The sequence below is a fragment of the Legionella waltersii genome, from assembly GCF_001468085.1.
GTDB classification, from domain to species: domain Bacteria; phylum Pseudomonadota; class Gammaproteobacteria; order Legionellales; family Legionellaceae; genus Legionella; species Legionella waltersii.
The window spans coordinates 19,187-40,367 of record NZ_LNZB01000007.1; the positions used below are offsets into that span (position 1 = coordinate 19,187).

Here is a 21,181-nt window from a genome sequence, read left to right on the forward strand (position 1 = left end):
ATGTGGTATTTTTCTTGGATTTTAGGCACTGGCTTTGCCTGTGTGTTTGCAGTGGTAAACGCAGTCTGGCTCGAGTTAAGGGAAAAGGAAGGGACTAATAATTAGTCCACACTGTTTACGAATAGAAAGACTGAAAATATAAAAGGGGACGGACCCCAGTGGGGTGGTCCGTCACTAAGGAATCGACACCTATTATAGTGCCCCAACGAATCTCTTCTCTGATGGTCAGTAAGCGTAGGTCCGGCGCTTCGCCGAATGGCGATGCCTTAGCAGCGTTATTCGTGAAAGCAGTTAGCTCCGTATCCGCTTGCTTACGCGCGCGGCTCGGTTTACTCCCTGCGGTGACTAGGATTTGATTCAGACAGAAAGAAGGAACCGAGCCGCGCGCGTCAGCAAGCGGACCGATGCACGCCTTATAGACAAACCTAATGACCCCGCTTAAGGCACACGCCATTCGGCGAAGCGCCCGACTTTTGGTATAAATGCCCCATTTAAAAAATGCGTCAATCCCTCAGGGTCTGTCCCGATACCTACCATACCTACTTATATTTCAGAATGGAACAGAAACTTATTTCAAATAATATACAAGGGGACTAATATACAAGGGGATGGACCCCACTTGGGTCCGTCTCTCTTCCTACAGTGGGGACGTACCCATACCTACTTATATTTCAAACTGGAACAGAAACTTATTTCAAAAAAAGGCCGATATCTCAACCCCCATACAATTCTTGATAGGCCTCTAATTTTTTCACTTGTTCATCCTGCCTGATCGATTTTAAGTACTCTATCAAATCGAATAGATTAATGATGGAGTACACATCTATTCCTTGATCACGAATTTCAGAAATAGCAGATTTATCCGTTAAACCGCGTTCACATCGATCGAGTGCAATGATAACGGACGAAAGAATTCCGCCATTGTTATTGATCAAGGTTTGAGATTCTCTAAAGGCCGTACCAGCTGTAATGACATCATCAATAATTAAAGTTTTACCGTGAAGGGGAGAGCCAATTAGTTGTCCACCTTCACCATGAGTTTTAGCTTCTTTGCGATTAAAGGTCACAGTAATGTTTTTTCCCAGTTCAGCAAGAGCAACCGCAGTAGCTGTAGCCAAAGGGATCCCCTTATAAGCGGGGCCAAATAAATGCTCAAACTCCACCTCTTGTTCGAGCAGCGTTTTTGCGTAGAATTGACCAAGCTTTCGGAGTGATTCACCTTGATGGAATAAACCGGCATTAAAGAAGTAAGGACTAAGTCTTCCAGACTTTAATGTAAATTCTCCAAACTTAAGAACTTGGCATTCTAGTGCTAATTTTATAAAAGATGATTTTGTCTGGTTCATACTGCTTCCCTTTAAATATAATTTATTGGAAATTAACGTTTTTTTTAAAAAAACTTCTTAACAATCAACAAAAAACTGATATGCTTAATAGTTGCAGGGGATTCGCTTTACATGCAAATAAGTTGATTATAACGTAGAAACTTAATTTTAGTGTTATTTTTTTCACTACTGACTGCGTTTAAAATTTACTTTAGCCGAGCGTGTATGAATTTTATACTTTTCAATGACGCTGAAGCATAGTTAAACACTTCTAGTTTAATTATTTGTATTGAATCACCCGCATAGGATTGGTGACTTCATTCCCTTTGGATGGAGAGGAATAGCACCCATCGTTAAATTTTTATAAATTCGTGTAAGTCAAGGGGAAGAGCTAATGCAGGACAGAGAGACAGGCCACGTTAAATGGTTTAATGAAAAAAAAGGATTTGGATTTATTGTTAACCAACAAGGCGAGGATATTTTTGTACACTACAAAGATATTCAAGGTGTAGGATTCAAAACACTGCATGAAAATGATCCTGTCACTTTTGTACTTGATAAAGGTCCAAAAGGCTTGAAAGCACAGGATGTGGTACTGGCTACCGAATAATTAGCATTCCTACATAAAAAATACATCGTAGACCTGGCTAGAAAACCTCCGCATTAGTGGAGGTTTATCAGATGATATTTAACTATGATCTGGAGTTGAATTGTTAGGCATTTCGTGTTTTTCCAACGGCTCATTAAGCGCTTTTCTATTGAAAAATAAGGAGTTATCGAAAACTTGGTACCAGGGTCTTAATTTTGGTTGATCATAGCTTATTTCTGTAGATTCTTGAGTAAGATCACTCTTAGGACGCGATTCTTGTAAAGAATTATTTGAGGAAGATCTTTTTGATTCAGAATAACCTTGTTGAAATAAACTCAATTTTGTCGTTTTAACCATGTGCGGCTCTTTCCCTTTTTTTGTTGTAATCGTTGTATCATCAGCGGGAAATTTAGGTGTCATGCCTGGTTTGTAGTGTTTAAGGACATTGATCGCTGAGATATCGAAATGATATTTTTTGGCCTCATCAAAGTTGGTAATATTGGTCGGTGAATTTTGTGAGGATACATAGGGTTCACTTTCAATGGCGACTGCAGCCATATTTTTGACACTGTTTCTAAAGTCGTAGTCAGGTACTTCACTAGTTCCTTGGATCGGATTATACGCTTTAAATAGTTGCTCTACTGGTTTCCCTGTTCTGTCTGTTGGACCTGTATACGTTTTTAAATTCAGGGTCACATTTTTAGGGATAAGTTCTGGAAATTGATTGAAGTATTCATGCAGAGCATTGAGCAATACTTCTTTGTCATCAATGAAATGAAATTGAATTTGATCATGAGGGTGGTCAATTGCTAATTGATGGATCTGGGCGTAGATAAGCGTCATCTTACTTTCATCGTGCACCCAATTAGGGAAATTCGAGAGTTCTTTAGAGACTTTCTTTTCATTGTATAAGCCAGTTTTTTTACTGATGTATGTTAAAGCTTGATCAAAGGTAGTTCCTTCCTTTAAATCGTTGTAGATATCAGCCATTAGAAATGAATTAAATTTGGCTCCAATTTTCCGGGAAACGTCACGTAGTCCAAGGTAGCAGGAGCCTCTGTTGTCTGCAGTAGAGTTGGCGCGATCATCTAATAGTGATTGTCTATTGGAGCCAATGAATACAATTTTGGGGTTTTTGCTTTTTTTTATATGCTGGATTAAATCCATGTTTGACTTAATGATGCTGCGATTTTTATCAGGAGTGCTTATGTAATCATAGTTTGCAAAACAGCCGTCAAAATCAAAGGAATAAGCTTCAATAATCAATGTAATTGCTCCAGGATTGGTTACTTGTATAGTGTGCTGTATTTAATCATAGTGAGTAATCAAATGAAATCGTTTTGTGTTTATTGAATATAAATAGTTTCTCAATAATTCTAAATGCGTAAAACAAGATCAAATGATCCGCGATCCAAGGATATTTTGAATCCTTTCTCAAGAACTTATTTACAATCCATGCATACATCAATATTCTGTTTGTCTTTAAATTAAGAATCATGGAGCGTTGATGGCCTCTGGTTTTGTTAACTTACTCAAGCGAAGAGCATTTTTGCCATTATTTCTCACACAGTTTTTCGGTGCATTTAACGACAATGCATATAAATTATCTATGCTTACCATGATTAGTTATCAGCTAAGCACCTCACAAGGACAATCTGAGCAATATCAAGCCATTGCAGGGGCTTTATTTATTTTACCTTTCTTTCTTTTCTCAGCGACATCAGGTCAATTTGCTGATAAGTACGATAAGGCTTTTTTAACTAGGATGGTAAAAGTGCTAGAGGTTTTGCTGATGATTTGTGGTGGAATCGCTATGTGCAAAGGCAGTATTTTTTTTATGATGCTTACATTAACGGGTATGGGAATTCATTCCACCTTTTTTGGCCCAATAAAATATGCAATCTTACCTGACCATCTTGCAAAACAAGACCTGTTAGCAGCGACAGGATTAATTGAGGCAAGCACTTTTGTAGCCATATTGCTAGGCACTACATTAGGTACCTTATCCATCGGAACCAGCAAAGCAATTCCATATCTTGCAATTATCATGACTTTAAGTGCCGCAGGAATGGGCTTAATTTCAAGTTTATTTATTCCATCCAATCCAGTGAGAAATGATGTATTTGTTATTGATTATCATATTGGGCGCGCAACTCTAGCTATGCTGCAGCAGGCGAATGAAAAAAAGGGCGTTATGTTGGCTACTCTTACCATTTCCTGGTTTTGGTTTATAGGCGCGGTATTAATGACGAAATTACCCGATTATACTCATTATGTGTTAGGAGCTAATACAACCGTATTCGCGATTTTTTTAGCGCTTTTTTCAATAGGGATTGCTATCGGCTCATTAATGATTAATTGCATTTTAAAAGGACGTGTTCGATTAAAAGGAGTACCGCTTGCTATGTTAGCGTTCTCAGTTTTCAATTTTGACCTCTATTTAGCATCACCACCAGTCTCTGAATTGAAAGCTAATTTAATGAATACCTGTGAGTTTTTTAATTACTTTCAGCATTGGAGGATTGCAATCGATCTTTTTATGCTGGCTTTTTGTGCTGGTTTGTTCGTTGTGCCGTTGTATACCTACTTACAAGTCGCAAGTTCGCCGAGTAAGAGGGCAAGAACTATAGCTGCCAATAACGTTTATAATGCTCTCTTTATGGTATTCGGCTCCCTATTAGTCATGGGCCTATTAAAACTCAAAATCACTATTCCACAAGTCTTTTTAGTTCTGTGCTTGTTAAATATAAGTGCAGCTGGGTTTGTCAGTCTTGGTTTAAGAAATCCAATCACGTGCCGGTAGAAATTCGGTATACAATTTTTCTTCCGCACTTCCGTTTTCCGGATGCCAATCGTATTCCCAGCTTACAGCGGGTGGGAGCGACATTAAAATAGATTCTGTTCTTCCTCCTGACTGCAGGCCAAATAGAGTACCTCGGTCATAGATTAAATTAAACTCAACGTACCGGCCTCTGCGATAATGTTGAAAAGCCTTCTCATACGCAGTAAATGCATGATGAGCACGTCTTGATACAATAGGGGCATAGGCAGAAATAAAATGATTACCAATGCTTTGCATCAGACCAAAGCTATGTTCAAAACTGACCTCACTAAAATCATCAAAAAATAAGCCACCAATTCCTCGAGCTTCATTTCGGTGCTTCAGGAAGAAATAGTCATCGCACCATTTTTTAAATCTAGGATAAATTTCTTCACCAAAGGGTAAGCACGCATTCAATGCTGTCTGATGCCAGTGGACACAGTCTTCTATGAATCCATAATAAGGTGTTAAGTCAAAACCACCACCAAACCACCAAACTGGAGGACTTCCTTCTTTTTCAGCAATAAAAAAACGCACATTAGCATGCGTTGTCGGAATGTATGGATTATTAGGATGGATGACTAAAGAGACTCCTAAAGCAGTAAAGTTTCTACCTGCTAACTCCGGTCTATGGGCACTTGCTGAAATAGGTAATTGCTCACCACAGACATGGGAAAAATTAACGCCACCCTTTTCGAAAAGGTTTCCGTTACTAATGACTCGAGTTATTCCTCCTCCACCTCCTGGGCGTTGCCAAGCATCCTCTTTAAATGTTGCTTTGCCATCGAGGGCTTCTAGCTCATTGCAAATGCTCAGTTGTAACTGAAGTAAGTATTCTTTTACTTGTTCAACGGCGTTCATAGGAAGTGTGGTGGATGTTTGCATAATGCTTTTCTCCAAAACTGCTATACTGTTTTGTGTAACTTATTTTCGCACTGTTTGCGTATTGGCACAATGTTTGCTTCGCATTAAATAGAAATATCACAGGAGTGAATATGGCTATTAATCTTGATTCATACTTAGGAATTCATGCCAAAGCATTGGTCGCTAGGGATCAAAGAGCATCCGTTTTGGCTAATAACATTGCAAACGCGAATACTCCTAATTACAAGGCACAAGATATGGATTTTAATGAAGTTCTGGAAGCAAGCATGGCTGGAACTCCAGAACAACTGGAAATGACTTCTCCTAATCATATGAATACCAACCTCGATTTCTCGAGCCAGGTAAAATACAGAACACCATCAACTACTTCTCTTGATGGGAACACAGTGGATAAGGATATGGAAACCGCTGAGTTTGCCAGAAATGCGCTAAACTATCAGGCAAGTCTAAGTTTTTTAAACAGTAAAATTAGATCCATGTTAGTGGCACTGAAAGGGGAATAATCATGTCATTAAATTCAATTTTTGATATAGCAGCATCTGCCATGACTGCAGAAACTGCAAGATTAACCACCAGCGCAGGTAATATGAGTAATGCCAATGTGGAAACAGGGAATCCTGATGATGTGTATAAAGCAAAATATCCTGTCTTTAAGAGCGTACAAGAGGGAGCAGATCAGTGGATTGGTGAAAACATAAAAGCTGGGGTGAAATTAGATGGCATTTATGAAAGCCAAGCAGATGCCAAAAAGAGATATGAACCTGATAACCCCGTCGCAGATCAGGATGGTTTTGTTTATACCGCGAATATTAATTACGTCGAAGAGATGGCTAATATTATTTCAGCCTCGCGATCTTATCAGATGAACGTTGAACTTCTTAGTACTACTAAGCAACTGATGCAACGAACCTTGCAAATGGGTGAATAAGGGGAAATGGAATGACTACTAATTCAGTGAGTGGTTCAAGTGCGGCAGCGAATTTAGGATTGAACCAAACGGATACTGGACCGAAGGACTTAGGACAGGCTGATTTTTTAAGATTAATGGTTGCACAAGTGCAAAATCAGGATCCATTACAGCCGCAGGCTAATGGCGAATTTTTGTCACAGTTAGCTCAATTCAGTACGAATGATGGGATAACGAAAATGCAAAAATCATTAGAACAGTTGGCTACTTCCTTGCAATCGAATCAAGCATTACAAGCTTCAGCCTTGGTGGGTAGAAAAGTGTTAGCCCAAAGCAATGTTTTAAATTTAGGTGCTGAAGGGGACGTTAAAGCAGGGATTGATATGGTACCTGGTCTTTCCAATCTGAGTGCCTCAGTTTACTCCTCTACGGGTGAATTAATTAAGACAATACCTTTAGGGCAACCAGAATCAGGCTTTTACCAATTCAGTTGGGATGGTACTGGACAAGATAACCAGCGGGTTGCTGCTGGAAAATACACCATCAAGGTAACAGGACGTTATGACGGTCAAGAAGTTGCCCTCAAAACCATGACCACTGCAAACATTGACAGTGTAAGCCTGGGTCAAAATGGTGAAGGGCTAAAATTGAATTTAGCTGGAATTGGTTCAGTGACCCTGGATCAAATAAGGCAAATAACAGTTTAAGGTGATGTACTCTTTTGCTTAGCAAGAGACCATAAATCTACGGTAGGAGGCAATTATGGTTTTCAACACAGCATTAAGTGGTATTCAAGCATCAACAAAGGACCTAGAGGTCATAGGAAACAATATTGCAAACTCGGCCACCGTCGGATTTAAAGGGTCGAGAGCGGAATTTGCTGACATTTACTCCTACAGTGCTTATGGCACCGGAAGTAACTCAGTTGGTGGCGGTGTACAACTTTCCCGAGTCCATCAATCATTCTCAACCGGTACTTTAAATCCTACAAACAACACGCTTGATTTGGCGGTAAACGGTAGCGGATTTTTTATTTTAAGTGATCAAGGTGCGATGGTCTATTCCAGGGCTGGACAGTTTAAATTAGACAATCAGAACTACATTGTGAATGCAAGTGGTCAGCGATTAACAGGACTTCTCGCGGACAGCTCTGGGGTTATCACTGGAGCAAGCGGAGACCTTCAAATCAATACCGCAAACATCACCCCAAGAGCCAGTAGCCTTGCAAATACGAGTGTTAACTTGAATTCTAAAACAACAGCACCAACAGCAAACTGGGCTGGTGGCGCAACCCCTGCAACGGATACTTATAATAATGTGAGCTCTTCAACCATCTATGACAGCTTAGGAAACTCACATGTGTTGAGTATGTTTTTCATACACGCAGATTCCAGTGCCGTCTTGGGCGCACCTAACGCTGCATCTCCTCCTGGAACTCAAAACCAATGGTATGTTGCATTTCAAATTGATAATCAGGATGTGCCAGCCGTGGGGGCTGGAGGAAATACAGCCAATTTATACAGAGTAACTTTTGCTGGAGATGGTTCATTCACCGGAGCATTTGATACTGCTAACGCTGCTTTACCGAATGATCTAGTGCCCTTGGCCTATAACTTTGGAAATGGAGCTAATCCATTGGCTCTTAATATCGATTTATCGAACAGCACACAGTTTGGAAGCCCATTTGCAGTTCAAGCCAGTTTCAATGATGGTTATACAACCGGTGGTTTGGCTGGTTTAGATATCGATAAAAATGGCACCATACTTGGCCGTTATACCAATGGACAATCTCTAGCAATGGGTCAAATACAATTAGCCAATTTTGCGGATCCCGAAAGCTTGCAGAACCTAGGAAATACCAGTTGGGCAGAAACGATATCTTCAGGACAACCTCTTGTTAGCGGACCTGGTTCAGGGGGGCTAGGAATCATTAACTCCGGATATCTCGAAGAATCCAACGTCAACCTAACGAGTGAGTTGGTAAAACTTATCGGTGCGCAGCGTAATTTCCAAGCGAATGCACAAACCATTCGGACCGGTGATGCGATTACACAAACGATTATTAATATTCGTTAGGAGGTAAGCCATGGAGCCGATTTTATATAAGGCGATTATTGGTGGTAGGGCGGATTTTGATAGACAAGCCATGATTGCCAATAATTTGGCTAATGTGAACACACCAGGGTTTAAAGCGGATTTGTATCAGGCCCAAACCATGTATATGCCCGGACCCAATGGCATGAATGATTTGCAAACGCAGTCCATCATTATGCAAACTGCTAATGGTGTTGATACCTCGCCCGGTGAAATTATACCCACCGGGCGTGATTTAGACGTGGCAATTGATGGGGAAGGGTGGATGGCTGTTCAAAGCAGAGATGGACATGAGGCTTACACCCGAGGTGGAAGTTTGCGTTTGGATGTCAATGGTCAACTGATTACCGCATCCGGCAGGCCTGTATTGGGAGATGGAGGTCCTATCTCTATTCCACCTGCTAAATCGATTGAAATTGGAGCTGATGGAACCATCACTGTTGTTCCTTTAGATGGTGACGTCAAAAGTCTGGCAATATTGGATCGAATAAAGTTAGTTAAATTAGACAAAACCAATGTGTTTAAAAATAATGAGGGTTTAATTGAATTAAAAAGTGGCGGAGGTGCAACTCCCGACTCCAATATCAGACTATTAAGTGGAGCCATTGAAGGAAGTAACGTGAAGGCCATTGATCAGATGGTTGCGATGATCAGTGCTGGACGTGAGTTTGATGCGCACATGAAAATACTCTCTACTGTAGACGATAATGGACAAAAATTGGCACAGCTATTGCAGGACTAAGATCATAATAATAAGAATAATTGCAGGAGAAGGCCATGGAACCAGCATTATGGGTGAGTAAATCAGGTTTGGAAGCCCAGGATCAAAACATCGCCACTATCGCTAACAACCTCGCTAACGTGAATACAACAGGTTATAAAAAGGGACGAGCCATTTTTGAAGATTTGATCTATCAAAACCTACGACAAGCTGGGGCTCAATCATCGCAGAACTCGCAAATTCCAACTGGAATTAACATGGGAACAGGCGTGCATTTGGCCGCCACTGAAAAGCAATTTTCCCAAGGAAGCATTCAAAATACTCAAAATGCTTTAGACATGGCTATAGAAGGGCGTGGTTTCCTAACGGTGTTAATGCCTGATGGAACACAAGCCTATACCCGAGATGGTAGCTTTAAAACGGACAACACCGGGCAACTTGTAAACAGTAATGGGTATCCACTACAGCCTGGGATTACCATTCCCGCTCAAACCATTCGGGTGACCATTGGCAACGATGGAACAGTAAGTGCATTGGTTGCAGGTAGTAACGCACCAACTACGATTGGAAATATTCAGTTGACCGATTTTATCAATCCGGCTGGATTGCAGCCATTAGGTCAGAATTTATTCGTTGAAACTGCTGCAAGTGGCACTCCGGTTACTGACACACCTGGAAACTCAGGGTTAGGCAGCATTTTACAAGGCTCTCTTGAAGCATCCAACGTCAATGTGGTTGAAGAATTGGTCAACATGATTCAAGCGCAGCGAAGTTATGAAATCACAGCAAAAAGCATACAAACTGTTGATAGCATGCTGCAATACTTAACACAAACTCTATAAGTGAGTTAGCGCTATGAATCGATTGAATTTGTTGTCAAGTATTATAGCTGCCACCTTTCTGGTTGGGTGTGAGGCAATTAATCCACCTGCACCAGGAAAAAATCCTGACTATGCCCCCACTTATCCTTCGAACCCTGATCCCAAGGAACTTCGTAGGGCAAGTGGGGCAATTTATGACGTTGAGACTGCTTTACCTTTATTTGAAACTCCAAGGGCACGCCATGCAGGTGATATTCTGACCGTAGTATTGGTGGAAAAAACAGATGCACAACAAAATGCAACAACCACACAAAAGAAAAACGACACCGAAACAATCACCAATAAACTGTTCTTGGGTCGTCCAATTTCTTTAGGAAGTGGTTATAGCATGGACTTTGATCTGGATAACCAAAGACAATTCACTGGAGATGGAAGGTCTATTCAAAATAACCGATTAGCTGGCAGTATTTCAGTCACCGTTACACGCGTCCTTGCTAATGGAAACATGCTTGTTCAAGGTGAAAAGTGGATACGAATTAATCAAGGAAGGGAGTTCGTGCAGCTTTCTGGAATCGTTAGACCACGAGATATTAAGCCTGACAATACGATAACTTCCGATAGAGTAGCTGATGCGCGTATTTCTTATGGTGGAACAGGACAAATTAACAATACCAACGCTCAGGGATGGCTGTCGAGGATATTATGGGGGCCGTTATTCCCAACCTAATCTTGGGTTTGGTTTAGTGCAATACAAGGAATTATCATGCGACGAACGCTGGTAGTGTCAACTATATTAGGATTTATTCTTCTTAGCGCTCAGGGTTATTCAGAGCGCATTAAGGACATTGCAACGCTAGCAGGGGTTCGAACTAACCAACTCATAGGTTACGGATTGGTGGTGGGTTTAAACGGAACTGGAGACAAAGCTGGAACACGATTTACGGAAGACAGCTTTGCCAATATGCTTGTTCAACTCGGAATTAATATACCAGCCGGTACCAAATTAAACTCTAAAAACGTAGCCGCTGTAATGGTGACCGCCAATTTGTCGAGCTTTATGAAAAAAGGCCAAACCATGGACGTGAATATTTCATCCATTGGTGACTCTAAGAGTTTGTTGGGTGGAACTTTGTTACTGACTCCTCTCAAGGGAGCTGATGGGCGCGTTTATGCAATGGCTCAGGGAAACCTGGTGGTCTCTGGTGTCAGTGCTTCAGGAAGCGATGGTTCCAGTGTGACGGTGAATGTTCCTAGTGGAGGACGAATTCCTAATGGAGCCACCGTTGAAGCAGACATACCTAATCCATTTTATTTTTCAAAATCATTAACCTATAACCTATCTAACCCAGATTTTACGACTGCAAAACGAATGTGTGATGCCATTAATGAATTAATGGGGCCTGGAACAGCCAAGGCTGTTGACGCTGGTTCAGTGGTTGTTACAGCGCCAAAACAATTGTCACAACGGGTTGATTATGTTTCGGTTCTTGAGAATATTGAGTTCCAGCCTGGAGAGCCTAAGGCCAAGATTATCGTTAATGCTCGTACGGGTACAATCGTGATTTCAATGAATGTGATTGTCAAATCAGCAGCCGTATCTCATGGTAATTTGGTGGTGAGCATCACCGAAACACCAGTGATTAGCCAACCGAATGCGTTTGCTGGAGGTAGAACAGTCTCAACAGAACAATCCCAAGTGAGTATTCAACAGAAAAATAATCATGCGTTTGTATTGCCTAAGGGCGTTACCTTAAAGGACATTGTTCGAGGAATTAACTCTGTAGGAGCTACACCTGCGGACGTTATAGCTATACTTGAAGCATTACAGGAAGCGGGGGCATTAAGTGCTACAATCATAGTGATATAAGGTGAATAGAATGAGCGTGCAAGGGATTGCTACAAGTGATTTTCAAGCGTTAAATGAACTAAAAGTTCAGGCTAAGGAAAATGCCAAAGAGGCTTTGCCCGATGTTGCCAAACAGTTTGAAGGGATATTTTTGCAGTCCATGCTAAAAAGCATGCGTCAGAGTCAACACTTTCTGGATGAGTCTAGTCCATTTAGTGGAAAAAATCAGGAAACGTTTCAAGACATGCTTGATGCCCAGTACGTGAGTAACATCGCTGATTCAAGAGGTGTAGGCTTAGCTGAAATGCTGGCAAAACAATTGGAAAGAACAGTAGACCCCAATCAAGCCACTCATGATGCTCAAGCACCAACAGAATTGAAAAATAAACAACTCATGCCTACAAATCCAAATACTGCGGGAATTGATGGATTTGTTAAATCAGTTTGGTCAATGGCAAAGCAAGCGGCTTCAGTGATTGGTTTAGATCCTAAGCTGTTGGTTGCTCAAGCAGCCTTAGAAACTGGTTGGGGTAAATACGTAGCAAAAGATACTGATGGTTCAACGAGTAATAATTTATTTAACATTAAAACAGGCTCAAATACCGAATTTGAATCGGTCAAAATTAAAACAACTGAATACATTGCCGATACACCTATTAAGGTGAATGCTTCTTTCAGGAAATATCCTTCAGTGGAGCAGAGTTTTAAGGATTATATTTCACTAATTAAAGGAAATGAGAGGTATCAAACCGCTTTAGCGAATTCAGCAAATCCTGAACGTTATATCCAGGAGCTCAATAAAGCAGGTTATGCGACCGATCCGAATTACAGCAGTAAGATTCTGTCGATTTATCATGATGAGGATTTGAATCAAGCAATTAAACGTTGTGAATTGTCAGAGCCATCATGATAGGGTGAGCATAGGGAGCAAACGGTTATGTCCATATTAAATATTGCTTATTCCGGTTTGAGTGCATTTCAGCGTGCATTGGATGTTACTGGTAATAATATTGTAAATAGCAGAACACAAGGCTTTACCAGGCAATCTATTCAATTTGCCCCTACGACTCCTAACAGCTTTATCGGTTCATACATTGGTTCTGGGGTTACTGTATCTTCTATTTATCGAAATACTGATCAATTTGCTAATGCACAGGTTAGAGGCACTTTAAGTTATCGAACACAATTTGAGGCGTTTTACAATCAAGCATCGCAAATTGACAAGTTGTTATCGCAAGATGGTTCTAGTATTTCTACCTCATTACAGACTTTTTTTAGCTCACTTGGGCAACTTAACGATGCGCCAGACAATATTGCATCAAGAGGGATAGTCATTAAACAGAGCCAATCTTTAATACAACAATTTAATTCATTGCAAACCAGATTGGATCAGTATCAACAAAATTCTACTACGCAAATTAGATCAGCAGTGCAAGACATCAATCGCATTACCAAACAGATTGCCGAAGTCAACGTGCAATTATTGGGTAATCAAAATGCACCCGAACTACAAGATCAACGTGATGATTTACTCAAGCAATTATCGCAATACAGTGATTTAAGTATCACAGAACAGGGCGATGGAACCATTACCGTTGGTTTATCCAGTGGAGATATGCTGGTTTCAGGAGCGGATCAACGTGATATGGTTGTGGGTACTAATAGCGATAATATTACTGGTACTAAAGTTTACTTAAGTAACGGTTCTGCAGGTAGAGTAGATGTAACTGGCCGATTGCAATCTGGAATGTTGGGTGGGCTGATGGATTATGAGAAAAACGTCATTGGGCAAGCTAGTCAACTGATTGGTCAGATGGCTATTGGACTTTCACAAACGTTTAATGCCCAACACAAATTAGGCATGGATATGAATAACCAAATTGGTAAAGATTTCTTTACTGATTTTAATTCACAAGCATTAATGCTTAATCGTGCTACTGCATCCACAAACAATACGGGAACCGGAGTACTTTCAGTTAATATATCGGATGTTTCACAGACCAAGTTAAGTGATTATGAGTTGGTTGTTACCAATGCAGCAACCAATCAAATCCGCGTCATTCGTAAATCAGATGGTACATCCACCACCTTAAACTGGACTAACACTCCACCTGCACCACCAGCAGGACAAATCGTGCTTGATGGAATGACCATCTCTGTTGATGATGTAGGAAATTTAGCCGACAACGATAGCTTTACGCTTACTCCTACACGAGGAGCTGCCAAAGACTTAAGCCTACAAATTTCTGATCCTAAAGAAATTGCAATGGCTTCACCGGTAAAAACAAGCGCATCATTAAGTAATACGGGCCAAGGGCAAATTAAGCTAGGGCCTATTGTGAATACAAACGTGGTTAATAAACAATTTAGAATCGATTTTATTTCTGATACCCAATATAACCTCGTGAATGTCACAGATAGCGTGACTACAGGACCTTTTGCTTTCGTACCTAATGCCGATAATACGGTTCAGATACCCAATGGAGTTACCCCATCCTATTCCGTTGTGCTGTCTGGAATTCCTAAATCTGGAGACCAGTTTACTGCTGCTTATAATACGGGTGGATTTGGTGATAATGGAAATGGCCTAAATCTGAGCAACATTCAGCAAAGCAAGATATTTTCTGGTGGAAGCCAAACGCTATTTGATAATTACGCTGGTTTATTGTCTGAAATTGGTACTCGCACTAGTCAAGCTAAAACTAGTTTCGAATCTGCCGATGTATTACATCAACAAGCTCTGGATTTATGGGAAAAGAAAAGCGGTGTGAACGTTGATGAGGAAGGCATTAATTTATTGAAGTTTAAACAAGCTTATGAAGCCACTGGTAAATTATTGGAAATTTCTAACCAGATGATGAGTATGTTATTTGATATTATGAGGTGATGAATGCGTATTTCAACCAACCAGATATATCAGCGTGCTTTATCGCATTTAATGAACCAAGAACAGCGATTGGCTAGTTTACAGCAACAGTTGTCCAGCGGAATCCGTGTACAAACTCCTTCGGATGATCCTCTTGCTTCAGCACAAATTGAATTAATTCAACAACGAGTCAATTTAACTGAAATATTGCAAAAAAATCGTCAAACGACTCAAAGTGCTTTGCAGTTGGAGGAGGGGACGATTGGAAATGCAACAGATACTTTGATGCGTTTACGAGAGCTTCAGTTACAAGCTGGAAATCCTAGCTTATCTGAAGATGCAAGGAAAGCGATTGGTATCGAAGCGAACACTATCTTAAATGAAATGGTTAATTTCGCAAACACTAAAGACAGCAATGGAAGCTACATGTTTAGTGGTGCTATGACTACTACTCAGCCAGTCATTTTGAATGGTGCGGGCCAATACGTTTATAATGGGGATAGTACGATACGATATCAGAATGTTACCCAAAGTTTACAGGTGGCCACGAACGATACTGGTGATAATCTCTTCATGCGTATACCCAATGGCAATGGTACTTTCACTGTCAAACAAACGGCCACAACTAATACAGGAACTGCTTCAGTGAGTGCAGGAACGGCCGTCAGTGGTGGTTTCACTCCAGACACGTACACCATGAGTTTTGCATTAAATACCCAAGGCAATTTAGTGGTTATGGTGAGTGGCGTGGCGAGTGGTAATGTGATCCCTCCAACAGGACTTCCTGACGACGCTCCTTTGTATCAAGATGGTGGAACTGTAAGTTTCAATGGCGCACAAGTGGTTGTAACTGGAGCTCCTAACGCAGGAGATGCATTTACTATAAGCCCTGCATCGAATGAGTCCATTTTTTCCACCATACAACGAGTTGTCGCTAATTTAAATCAACCATTCTCGACCTCCACACAAAAAGCAGCTATCCAGACAGAAAACAATCAACTATTAACACAAATAGACAGCGCTCTTGGACGCTTGGTGGATGTTCGCTCTGATCTTGGGGCTCGTCTGAATCAGTTGGATTTAGCGGATGAGTCAAACAATGATTATTTAGAGATAAGTCAAATTACTTTAAAACAACTACGCGAAATCAATCCTACTCAAGTCGCAACGGAAGTGAATATGCAATTAATCAATTTACAAGCTGCACAAATGAGTTTTGCGCGAATACAGGGATTGTCGTTGTTTAACTACATCTAAATCCATGACATTAACCAGGGGAAGGACCCCACGGGGCCCAATATCAATCTTATCCGCTCCCTTACGGTTGCGGCTCGGTTAGCACTATACTAATCCGAGCCGCGACCGTAAGGGAGCGGAAAGATGAGGAAACATTGATAGGTAAGCTCTCCTAGCTGTGCTAAAATACCTGCTTTTAATTCAAATCATACTCCCTATGGACACTTCGATATCAAAGAATACCCTTGAGCAAGCGAATGACTCAGCATTAGGCAAAACAGTTATTTATGATCAAGACTATAATCCTAGCCTTCTGTTTCCAATTTCAAGGTCAGGTAAAAGACAGGAAATTGGAATCGATCCTCAGAACATTCCTTTTTATGGCTTAGACTACTGGAATCATTACGAGGTTTCCTGGTTGAATTCCAAGGGTAAACCTGAAGTAGCCATAGCTGAAATTGCGTATGATTGCAGCTCTCCAAATATAGTTGAGTCCAAATCCCTAAAGCTTTATTTTAATTCGTTCAATAACTCTCGATTTGCTTCAGCTTCTGAAGTCAAAGCCATAGTACAACAAGATTTAGAAAAGGCCATTGCATCAGCGGTGAGTGTTAAGCTATTGATGTTGGATAATTCCTCCACTGCTCATCTAGACAAGAATTTTAAGGGAGAGTGTATAGATGAACTTGATATTGAGTGTTCAATTTACACTGTACATCCTGAGTTCCTAAGTGTTGGAACTGAATTAGTAGAAGAAACGTTGTATTCCAATTTACTCAAATCAAATTGTTTAGTGACCAATCAACCTGATTGGGGTTCGGTACAAATTCAGTACAAAGGCAATCAAATTAATCGTGAAGGCTTACTGAAGTATTTAGTATCCTTCCGTAACCACAATGAATTTCATGAACAGTGCATTGAGCGCATTTATGTAGACATTATGCGTTATTGCAAGCCTGTTGAATTAACGGTATATGGGAGATACACAAGACGCGGTGGTTTGGATATTAACCCATATCGTTCATCGAAATCAGTAGGTTTGAAAGGGATAAACCTTCGCTTAGTTCGGCAATGATGTGTATCGCCAATGAAGAAGTGTTATCGCTCCTAATCATCCCTCAGTCCTAATAGGTAGACTGAGGGATGTATAAACAATTATTTGTAAAATTGCTCTTTTTCTGTGCTTCCTTCTAATGCAGTTGTTGTAGTTTGTCCCTGCATAATTGTGTTTTGAACGGCATCAAAATAACCTGTTCCTACAAACGCCTGGTGTTTAGTTGCTCTAAATCCATATTGTTCTTGCGAAATTTCCTTTTGTTGTAGTTGAGAATAGGCATACATTCCGTCTTGACGATAATTCTTGGCTATTTCAAACATTCCTAAATTTAAACTATGCCATCCAGCTAGGGTAATAAATTGGTATTTATAGCCCATTGCAAATAGTTGCTCTCTGAATGTTCTCAAATCCTTTTCATTCAAATTAGCCTGCCAGTTAAATGAAGGTGAGCAGTTGTAGCACAATAATTTTCCAGGATATTTACTGTGTATTGCATCAGCAAATTCACGAGCTTCTGATAGATTTGGCTTAGAGGTTTCACACCAGATTAGATCTGCGTAGGGTGCATAAGCAAGTCCGCGGCTTATTGCTTGGTCTATTCCTTCTTTGACATAAAAAAAGCCCTCTTTCGTCCGTTTGCCAGTTAGAAATTGTCTATCATTATTATCAAAATCATTGGTAATTAAATTAGCTCCATTAGCATCAGTACGACCAATAATTAATGTTGGAACTTCTGCAATATCAGCAGCCAGCCTTGCAGAGATTAACTTGTGAACTGCTTCTGCAGTTGGTATAAGCACTTTTCCTCCCATATGCCCACATTTTTTTGCAGAAGATAACTGATCCTCAAAGTGAACTGCTGCAGCACCAGAACGGATCATGTGCTTCATCAATTCAAATGCATTTAAATTTCCACCAAATCCAGCTTCTGCATCAGCAATAATTGGTGCGTACCAATCAATGCTGTAGTCGTCATTTAGGCAATAGATTTCGTCTGTTCTTTGCAATGCATTATTAATATTTGCAACTAATCTTGGAACAGAATCAACAGGATAAAGGCTTTGATCAGGGTATACTTGACCAGCACTATTATTATCACCTGCAACTTGCCATCCAGAACAGTATATTGCTTGCATTCCTGCTTGAACGGCTTGTATAGCCTGATTTCCTGTTAAGCATCCTAATGCTGTCACAGGTTCTTTTTCTTGTAGCAAATTCCATAATTTGTTAGCCCCACGATGAGCAAGGGTGTACTCAATTTTTATTGATGGTCGTAATTTGATTACATCCTCTGCGGAATAAGGACGTAAAACTCCGGACCATCTGGAGTTTTCTTTCCATTCTTTAGCTAACTCACTCACTTGACCTGATTTGCTCATGATGATGTCCTTTCATTCATTAGATAGGGATAGGCTACGGTTGTTAAAAAATCATTAAATTGATTGTTGAAAACTAATGTTTCTAATATTTCTTTAGCTTGATTGAGCGCATGAATAGATTTTTCGTTTTTTCTATCTTGTAGAAGCAGATTAACTTCTTCATTAAAGAGCTTAGTTAAAAGCGATGCATCTAATACTGAGCCATTGCTTAGTGGAGCGGAGAATTTTAGCCACTGCCATAATTGAGATCTGCATATTTCTGCTGTTGCTGCATCTTCCATTAAATGATGTATTGGTACACATCCATTACCATTTAGCCATGATTCTAGGTATAGCAGAGCTACTGAAATATTTCTTCGTACTCCTTGTTCAGAAATATTTCCTTCAGGCACTGTTAGTAAATCATTTTGCGTAACTTCAGAAGCATCTACCATTTTAGATAGTTGATTTGCTTGAGGCATAATTTTGTTGAAGGCTTCGAGCGCAATTGGAATAAGGCCAGGGTGAGCAACCCAAGTTCCATCATGGCCCATACTAGCTTCACGTAATTTGTCAGCATAAACAAGGTTCATTGCTTCGGTATTTGCTTTTTCATCGCCCTTTATGGGGATCTGAGCTGCCATTCCACCCATTGCATGAATGCCTCTCTTATGGCAGGTGTGAATTAAGAGAGTGACGTAGGATTTCAAGAAATGAGAGGTCATTGTAAGTTGTTGTCTATTGGGCAATAGAAATTGCGGATGGTTGCGAAATTTTTTAATAAATGAAAACATGTAATCCCAGCGGCCACAGTTTAAGCCGACAATATAATCCTTTAATTCATGAATTATTTCATTCATTTCAAAGACGGCAGTGATGGTTTCAATTAATACAGTGACTTTAATTGTCCCATGCGGTAAGTTTAGATATTGTTCTGCCTTTGTGAAAACGTCATTCCACCATCTAGCTTCTTGGTGGGATTCAATTTTAGGAATGTAAAAATAGGGTGCGGTTCCCTGTTCAATTAACTGCTTTGCATTGTGATATAGATAGAGCAAGGTGTCAAAGATAGGGGCTGATACCGGCTCTTCGTCAACGTGCACATGACATTCATCAAGATGTAACCCCCTTGGGCGTACAATTAAAACAGCTGTATTTTTATTTAATTGATATTTTTTACCAGTTTCTGGGTCTGTGTAGCTAATTGTTTTGCGAACGGCATCATAGAGATTTAGTTGTCCTTCAAGGCAATTGGTCCAAGTAGGGGAGTTTGAATCCTCAAAATCAGCCATGAATGTTTTTGCGCCACTATTCAAGGCATTAATGATCATTTTTCGGTTTACTGGACCAGTAATTTCTACTCTTCTATCTTGCAGATCTTCTGGGGCAGGAGATATAACCCAATCGCTTTGTCGAAGGTTAGCGGTTTCTTTCAAAAAATCCGGGAATATGCCTTGATCAAAGTCTGCTTGTCTTTTTGATCTAGTTTGAAGTAGCTCTTTTCTTCTGGACCGGGCATAGCGTTCGATACTACTGATAAACTGTAGGCTGTCATCGTTTAATATAAAATTGTTTGATGAATCCAATGTACCAGCAATAAGGTAACTTTCTGTTTTCATTAAAATTAATCCATTAATTTTATAATTCAAAAGTATAGCGATTAAGTGATATGAATACCATACTCTTGGTATTTATTGATATTTTTATACCTCAAGAGCAGCACTCACATAGACCCAAGCAGATATTCCAGAAGCAAGCTTAACTTCGATTCGCTTATAATCAGAAACTTCATAGGAGTCGGCGCGACTTAGTTCATCTGAACTAATGTCAAAGACCATACCTTCAACACAATCGGTTGAGTTACCAGTCGGTGTTATAATAGGATGAAACGATTCTCCACTAGTGGCAAGTACCTCAGGATCAGTAATTTCTATCATCGATAACTCAAATCCAGGTAACTGGTCCTTTATGCCATTCAATTTACGGCCAAAATTAGCCAGTTGGACTGATTCGTATCGAAGTGTTCCATAAGAAAAAAGTTTTTCAGTGTTCATTCATTTGCTCTTTAACGGGGTGTAGATAGGGTTATGGTGATTTTAACTCAGTAGCTACACATTAGAAAGTTCTCAAATCTTGTCTTACTGCACTTTTGGGGCTACCCAAATGGTAGCTTCACCACAATTTGGATCTTGTACTTTATGAATTACCACTTTCGGTAACATTTAATTTGATGCAAATAGCAGAGAGACAGTTCTCAAATAAAGTCAAATATAATTGCTATAATATATATATTCCTTTAATTTTTAGAGAGCAATCATGATCTGGTCAGGTAAGGATAAAAAAAGTAAACCGAAAACGAACACCGATTATCAAAATGAACTTAAAAGTTTTCTAAGTACTCATTTCTATAAGTTACCAGAAGGTGTATTTCAAATTGATACCCCCGGCTTTGATAGAGAAAAATCCAAATTATTATTAAACAATCATAAAGAGTTACCTTTTGTTATAAGAAACTCAAGCAAAACAGGATGTTATTGCGTAGATTATTTAAATTCCAAAGGAGAAATAATGAGGTGGTCAAGTAAATTGACACACCCAGTTAAGCAACTTTCTTAAATTCCCCCCAAACCCGTTCAAACTGATTCGGATTCATAT

At 40.0% G+C, this 21,181-nt stretch carries 22 protein-coding genes; 16 read left to right on the plus strand and 6 right to left on the minus strand.

Annotated features, from left to right (window positions below; all coding sequences use genetic code 11):
* Positions 1 to 105 (plus strand): cytochrome bd-I oxidase subunit CydX, encoded by a 105-nt coding sequence (gene cydX / locus Lwal_RS16750; protein ID WP_065235636.1) that lies wholly within the window; start codon positions 1 to 3, stop codon positions 103 to 105.
* Positions 106 to 713: 608 nt separating this feature from the next.
* Here the strand turns inward: cydX and pyrE are convergent.
* Positions 714 to 1,346, minus strand: a complete 633-nt coding sequence (pyrE, locus tag Lwal_RS02185) for an orotate phosphoribosyltransferase (protein ID WP_058479299.1) — start codon at positions 1,344 to 1,346, stop codon at positions 714 to 716.
* Between the two features lie 373 nt (positions 1,347 to 1,719).
* Between pyrE and Lwal_RS02190 the strand changes: the two genes are divergently transcribed.
* A complete protein-coding gene (locus Lwal_RS02190; RefSeq protein WP_058479300.1) occupies positions 1,720 to 1,935 on the plus strand; it encodes a cold-shock protein in 216 nt (71 codons plus the stop codon).
* Positions 1,936 to 2,013: 78 nt separating this feature from the next.
* Here the strand turns inward: Lwal_RS02190 and Lwal_RS02195 are convergent, their stop codons facing one another.
* Positions 2,014 to 3,180 carry a hypothetical protein gene (locus Lwal_RS02195; protein ID WP_058479301.1) on the minus strand — a complete coding sequence of 389 codons (1,167 nt, stop codon included), beginning with the start codon at positions 3,178 to 3,180 and terminating at the stop codon, positions 2,014 to 2,016.
* A gap of 241 nt (positions 3,181 to 3,421) precedes the next feature.
* Here Lwal_RS02195 and Lwal_RS02200 point away from each other — a divergent pair, with 241 nt between their 5' ends.
* A complete protein-coding gene (locus Lwal_RS02200; protein WP_058479302.1) occupies positions 3,422 to 4,717 on the plus strand; it encodes an MFS transporter in 1,296 nt (431 codons plus the stop codon).
* Here the strand turns inward: Lwal_RS02200 and hemF are convergent.
* Positions 4,691 to 5,620 carry an oxygen-dependent coproporphyrinogen oxidase gene (gene hemF, locus Lwal_RS02205; protein WP_058479303.1) on the minus strand — a complete coding sequence of 310 codons (930 nt, stop codon included), beginning with the start codon at positions 5,618 to 5,620 and terminating at the stop codon, positions 4,691 to 4,693. The genes Lwal_RS02200 and hemF overlap by 27 nt on opposite strands.
* A gap of 110 nt (positions 5,621 to 5,730) precedes the next feature.
* Here hemF and flgB point away from each other — a divergent pair, with 110 nt between their 5' ends.
* From flgB to queF, 12 genes are all read left to right on the plus strand, one after another.
* The gene (gene flgB / locus Lwal_RS02210; protein WP_058479304.1) at positions 5,731 to 6,123 is read left to right on the plus strand and encodes a flagellar basal body rod protein FlgB; all 393 of its coding nucleotides are present in this window, start codon (positions 5,731 to 5,733) and stop codon (positions 6,121 to 6,123) included.
* A 2-nt stretch (positions 6,124 to 6,125) separates the two neighbouring features.
* Positions 6,126 to 6,548: a flagellar basal body rod protein FlgC gene (gene flgC, locus Lwal_RS02215; RefSeq protein ID WP_058479305.1), complete on the plus strand. Its 423-nt coding sequence runs from the start codon at positions 6,126 to 6,128 to the stop codon at positions 6,546 to 6,548.
* Positions 6,549 to 6,559: 11 nt separating this feature from the next.
* On the plus strand, positions 6,560 to 7,234 hold the full coding sequence (locus Lwal_RS02220) for a flagellar hook assembly protein FlgD (RefSeq protein WP_058479306.1): 675 nt from the start codon (positions 6,560 to 6,562) through the stop codon (positions 7,232 to 7,234).
* Positions 7,235 to 7,289: 55 nt separating this feature from the next.
* Entirely contained in the window at positions 7,290 to 8,603 is a 1,314-nt protein-coding gene (gene flgE / locus Lwal_RS02225) for a flagellar hook protein FlgE (RefSeq protein WP_058479307.1), read from the plus strand.
* Positions 8,604 to 8,613: 10 nt separating this feature from the next.
* Positions 8,614 to 9,363, plus strand: coding sequence for a flagellar basal-body rod protein FlgF (gene flgF / locus Lwal_RS02230; RefSeq protein WP_058479308.1), 750 nt, complete (start codon positions 8,614 to 8,616; stop codon positions 9,361 to 9,363).
* A 35-nt stretch (positions 9,364 to 9,398) separates the two neighbouring features.
* Positions 9,399 to 10,184 (plus strand): flagellar basal-body rod protein FlgG, encoded by a 786-nt coding sequence (gene flgG / locus Lwal_RS02235; protein WP_058479309.1) that lies wholly within the window; start codon positions 9,399 to 9,401, stop codon positions 10,182 to 10,184.
* 13 nt (positions 10,185 to 10,197) lie between these two features.
* On the plus strand, positions 10,198 to 10,890 hold the full coding sequence (locus tag Lwal_RS02240) for a flagellar basal body L-ring protein FlgH (RefSeq protein WP_058479310.1): 693 nt from the start codon (positions 10,198 to 10,200) through the stop codon (positions 10,888 to 10,890).
* Between the two features lie 36 nt (positions 10,891 to 10,926).
* The gene (locus Lwal_RS02245) at positions 10,927 to 12,030 is read left to right on the plus strand and encodes a flagellar basal body P-ring protein FlgI (protein WP_058479311.1); all 1,104 of its coding nucleotides are present in this window, start codon (positions 10,927 to 10,929) and stop codon (positions 12,028 to 12,030) included.
* 10 nt (positions 12,031 to 12,040) lie between these two features.
* Positions 12,041 to 12,919, plus strand: a complete 879-nt coding sequence (locus Lwal_RS02250; protein ID WP_058479312.1) for a glucosaminidase domain-containing protein — start codon at positions 12,041 to 12,043, stop codon at positions 12,917 to 12,919.
* 27 nt (positions 12,920 to 12,946) lie between these two features.
* The gene (gene flgK / locus Lwal_RS02255; protein WP_058479313.1) at positions 12,947 to 14,896 is read left to right on the plus strand and encodes a flagellar hook-associated protein FlgK; all 1,950 of its coding nucleotides are present in this window, start codon (positions 12,947 to 12,949) and stop codon (positions 14,894 to 14,896) included.
* Positions 14,897 to 14,899: 3 nt separating this feature from the next.
* Positions 14,900 to 16,132 carry a flagellar hook-associated protein FlgL gene (gene flgL, locus Lwal_RS02260; protein WP_058479314.1) on the plus strand — a complete coding sequence of 411 codons (1,233 nt, stop codon included), beginning with the start codon at positions 14,900 to 14,902 and terminating at the stop codon, positions 16,130 to 16,132.
* Positions 16,133 to 16,328: 196 nt separating this feature from the next.
* Entirely contained in the window at positions 16,329 to 17,186 is an 858-nt protein-coding gene (gene queF / locus Lwal_RS02265) for an NADPH-dependent 7-cyano-7-deazaguanine reductase QueF (protein ID WP_058479320.1), read from the plus strand.
* Between the two features lie 80 nt (positions 17,187 to 17,266).
* On the opposite strand, the gene aceA is transcribed toward queF, so the two are convergent.
* The 3 genes from aceA to Lwal_RS02280 all read right to left on the minus strand — a co-directional run bounded on the left by aceA (position 17,267) and on the right by Lwal_RS02280 (position 20,580).
* On the minus strand, positions 17,267 to 18,547 hold the full coding sequence (gene aceA / locus Lwal_RS02270; RefSeq protein WP_058479315.1) for an isocitrate lyase: 1,281 nt from the start codon (positions 18,545 to 18,547) through the stop codon (positions 17,267 to 17,269).
* Entirely contained in the window at positions 18,544 to 20,145 is a 1,602-nt protein-coding gene (aceB, locus tag Lwal_RS02275) for a malate synthase A (RefSeq protein WP_058479316.1), read from the minus strand. The genes aceA and aceB overlap by 4 nt, the downstream gene beginning before the upstream one ends.
* An 84-nt stretch (positions 20,146 to 20,229) precedes the next feature.
* Complete coding sequence (locus Lwal_RS02280) at positions 20,230 to 20,580, minus strand: gamma-glutamylcyclotransferase family protein (protein WP_058479317.1); 351 nt, start codon at positions 20,578 to 20,580, stop codon at positions 20,230 to 20,232.
* Positions 20,581 to 20,842: 262 nt separating this feature from the next.
* Here Lwal_RS02280 and Lwal_RS02285 point away from each other — a divergent pair, with 262 nt between their 5' ends.
* The gene (locus Lwal_RS02285; protein ID WP_058479318.1) at positions 20,843 to 21,142 is read left to right on the plus strand and encodes a hypothetical protein; all 300 of its coding nucleotides are present in this window, start codon (positions 20,843 to 20,845) and stop codon (positions 21,140 to 21,142) included.
* Positions 21,143 to 21,181: the final 39 nt, after the last annotated feature.

Bases quoted from the DNA above. Each gene is read 5' to 3' on its own strand.
- cydX (WP_065235636.1), top strand. From the start codon at position 1: ATGTGGTATTTTTCTTGGATTTTAGGCACTGGCTTTGCCTGTGTGTTT.
- pyrE (WP_058479299.1), bottom strand. From the start codon at position 1,346: ATGAACCAGACAAAATCATCTTTTATAAAATTAGCACTAGAATGCCAA.
- Lwal_RS02190 (WP_058479300.1), top strand. From the start codon at position 1,720: ATGCAGGACAGAGAGACAGGCCACGTTAAATGGTTTAATGAAAAAAAA.
- Lwal_RS02200 (WP_058479302.1), top strand. From the start codon at position 3,422: ATGGCCTCTGGTTTTGTTAACTTACTCAAGCGAAGAGCATTTTTGCCA.
- hemF (WP_058479303.1), bottom strand. From the start codon at position 5,620: ATGCAAACATCCACCACACTTCCTATGAACGCCGTTGAACAAGTAAAA.
- flgB (WP_058479304.1), top strand. From the start codon at position 5,731: ATGGCTATTAATCTTGATTCATACTTAGGAATTCATGCCAAAGCATTG.
- flgC (WP_058479305.1), top strand. From the start codon at position 6,126: ATGTCATTAAATTCAATTTTTGATATAGCAGCATCTGCCATGACTGCA.
- Lwal_RS02220 (WP_058479306.1), top strand. From the start codon at position 6,560: ATGACTACTAATTCAGTGAGTGGTTCAAGTGCGGCAGCGAATTTAGGA.
- flgE (WP_058479307.1), top strand. From the start codon at position 7,290: ATGGTTTTCAACACAGCATTAAGTGGTATTCAAGCATCAACAAAGGAC.
- flgF (WP_058479308.1), top strand. From the start codon at position 8,614: ATGGAGCCGATTTTATATAAGGCGATTATTGGTGGTAGGGCGGATTTT.
- flgG (WP_058479309.1), top strand. From the start codon at position 9,399: ATGGAACCAGCATTATGGGTGAGTAAATCAGGTTTGGAAGCCCAGGAT.
- Lwal_RS02240 (WP_058479310.1), top strand. From the start codon at position 10,198: ATGAATCGATTGAATTTGTTGTCAAGTATTATAGCTGCCACCTTTCTG.
- Lwal_RS02245 (WP_058479311.1), top strand. From the start codon at position 10,927: ATGCGACGAACGCTGGTAGTGTCAACTATATTAGGATTTATTCTTCTT.
- Lwal_RS02250 (WP_058479312.1), top strand. From the start codon at position 12,041: ATGAGCGTGCAAGGGATTGCTACAAGTGATTTTCAAGCGTTAAATGAA.
- flgK (WP_058479313.1), top strand. From the start codon at position 12,947: ATGTCCATATTAAATATTGCTTATTCCGGTTTGAGTGCATTTCAGCGT.
- flgL (WP_058479314.1), top strand. From the start codon at position 14,900: ATGCGTATTTCAACCAACCAGATATATCAGCGTGCTTTATCGCATTTA.
- queF (WP_058479320.1), top strand. From the start codon at position 16,329: ATGGACACTTCGATATCAAAGAATACCCTTGAGCAAGCGAATGACTCA.
- aceA (WP_058479315.1), bottom strand. From the start codon at position 18,547: ATGAGCAAATCAGGTCAAGTGAGTGAGTTAGCTAAAGAATGGAAAGAA.
- aceB (WP_058479316.1), bottom strand. From the start codon at position 20,145: ATGAAAACAGAAAGTTACCTTATTGCTGGTACATTGGATTCATCAAAC.
- Lwal_RS02280 (WP_058479317.1), bottom strand. From the start codon at position 20,580: ATGAACACTGAAAAACTTTTTTCTTATGGAACACTTCGATACGAATCA.
- Lwal_RS02285 (WP_058479318.1), top strand. From the start codon at position 20,843: ATGATCTGGTCAGGTAAGGATAAAAAAAGTAAACCGAAAACGAACACC.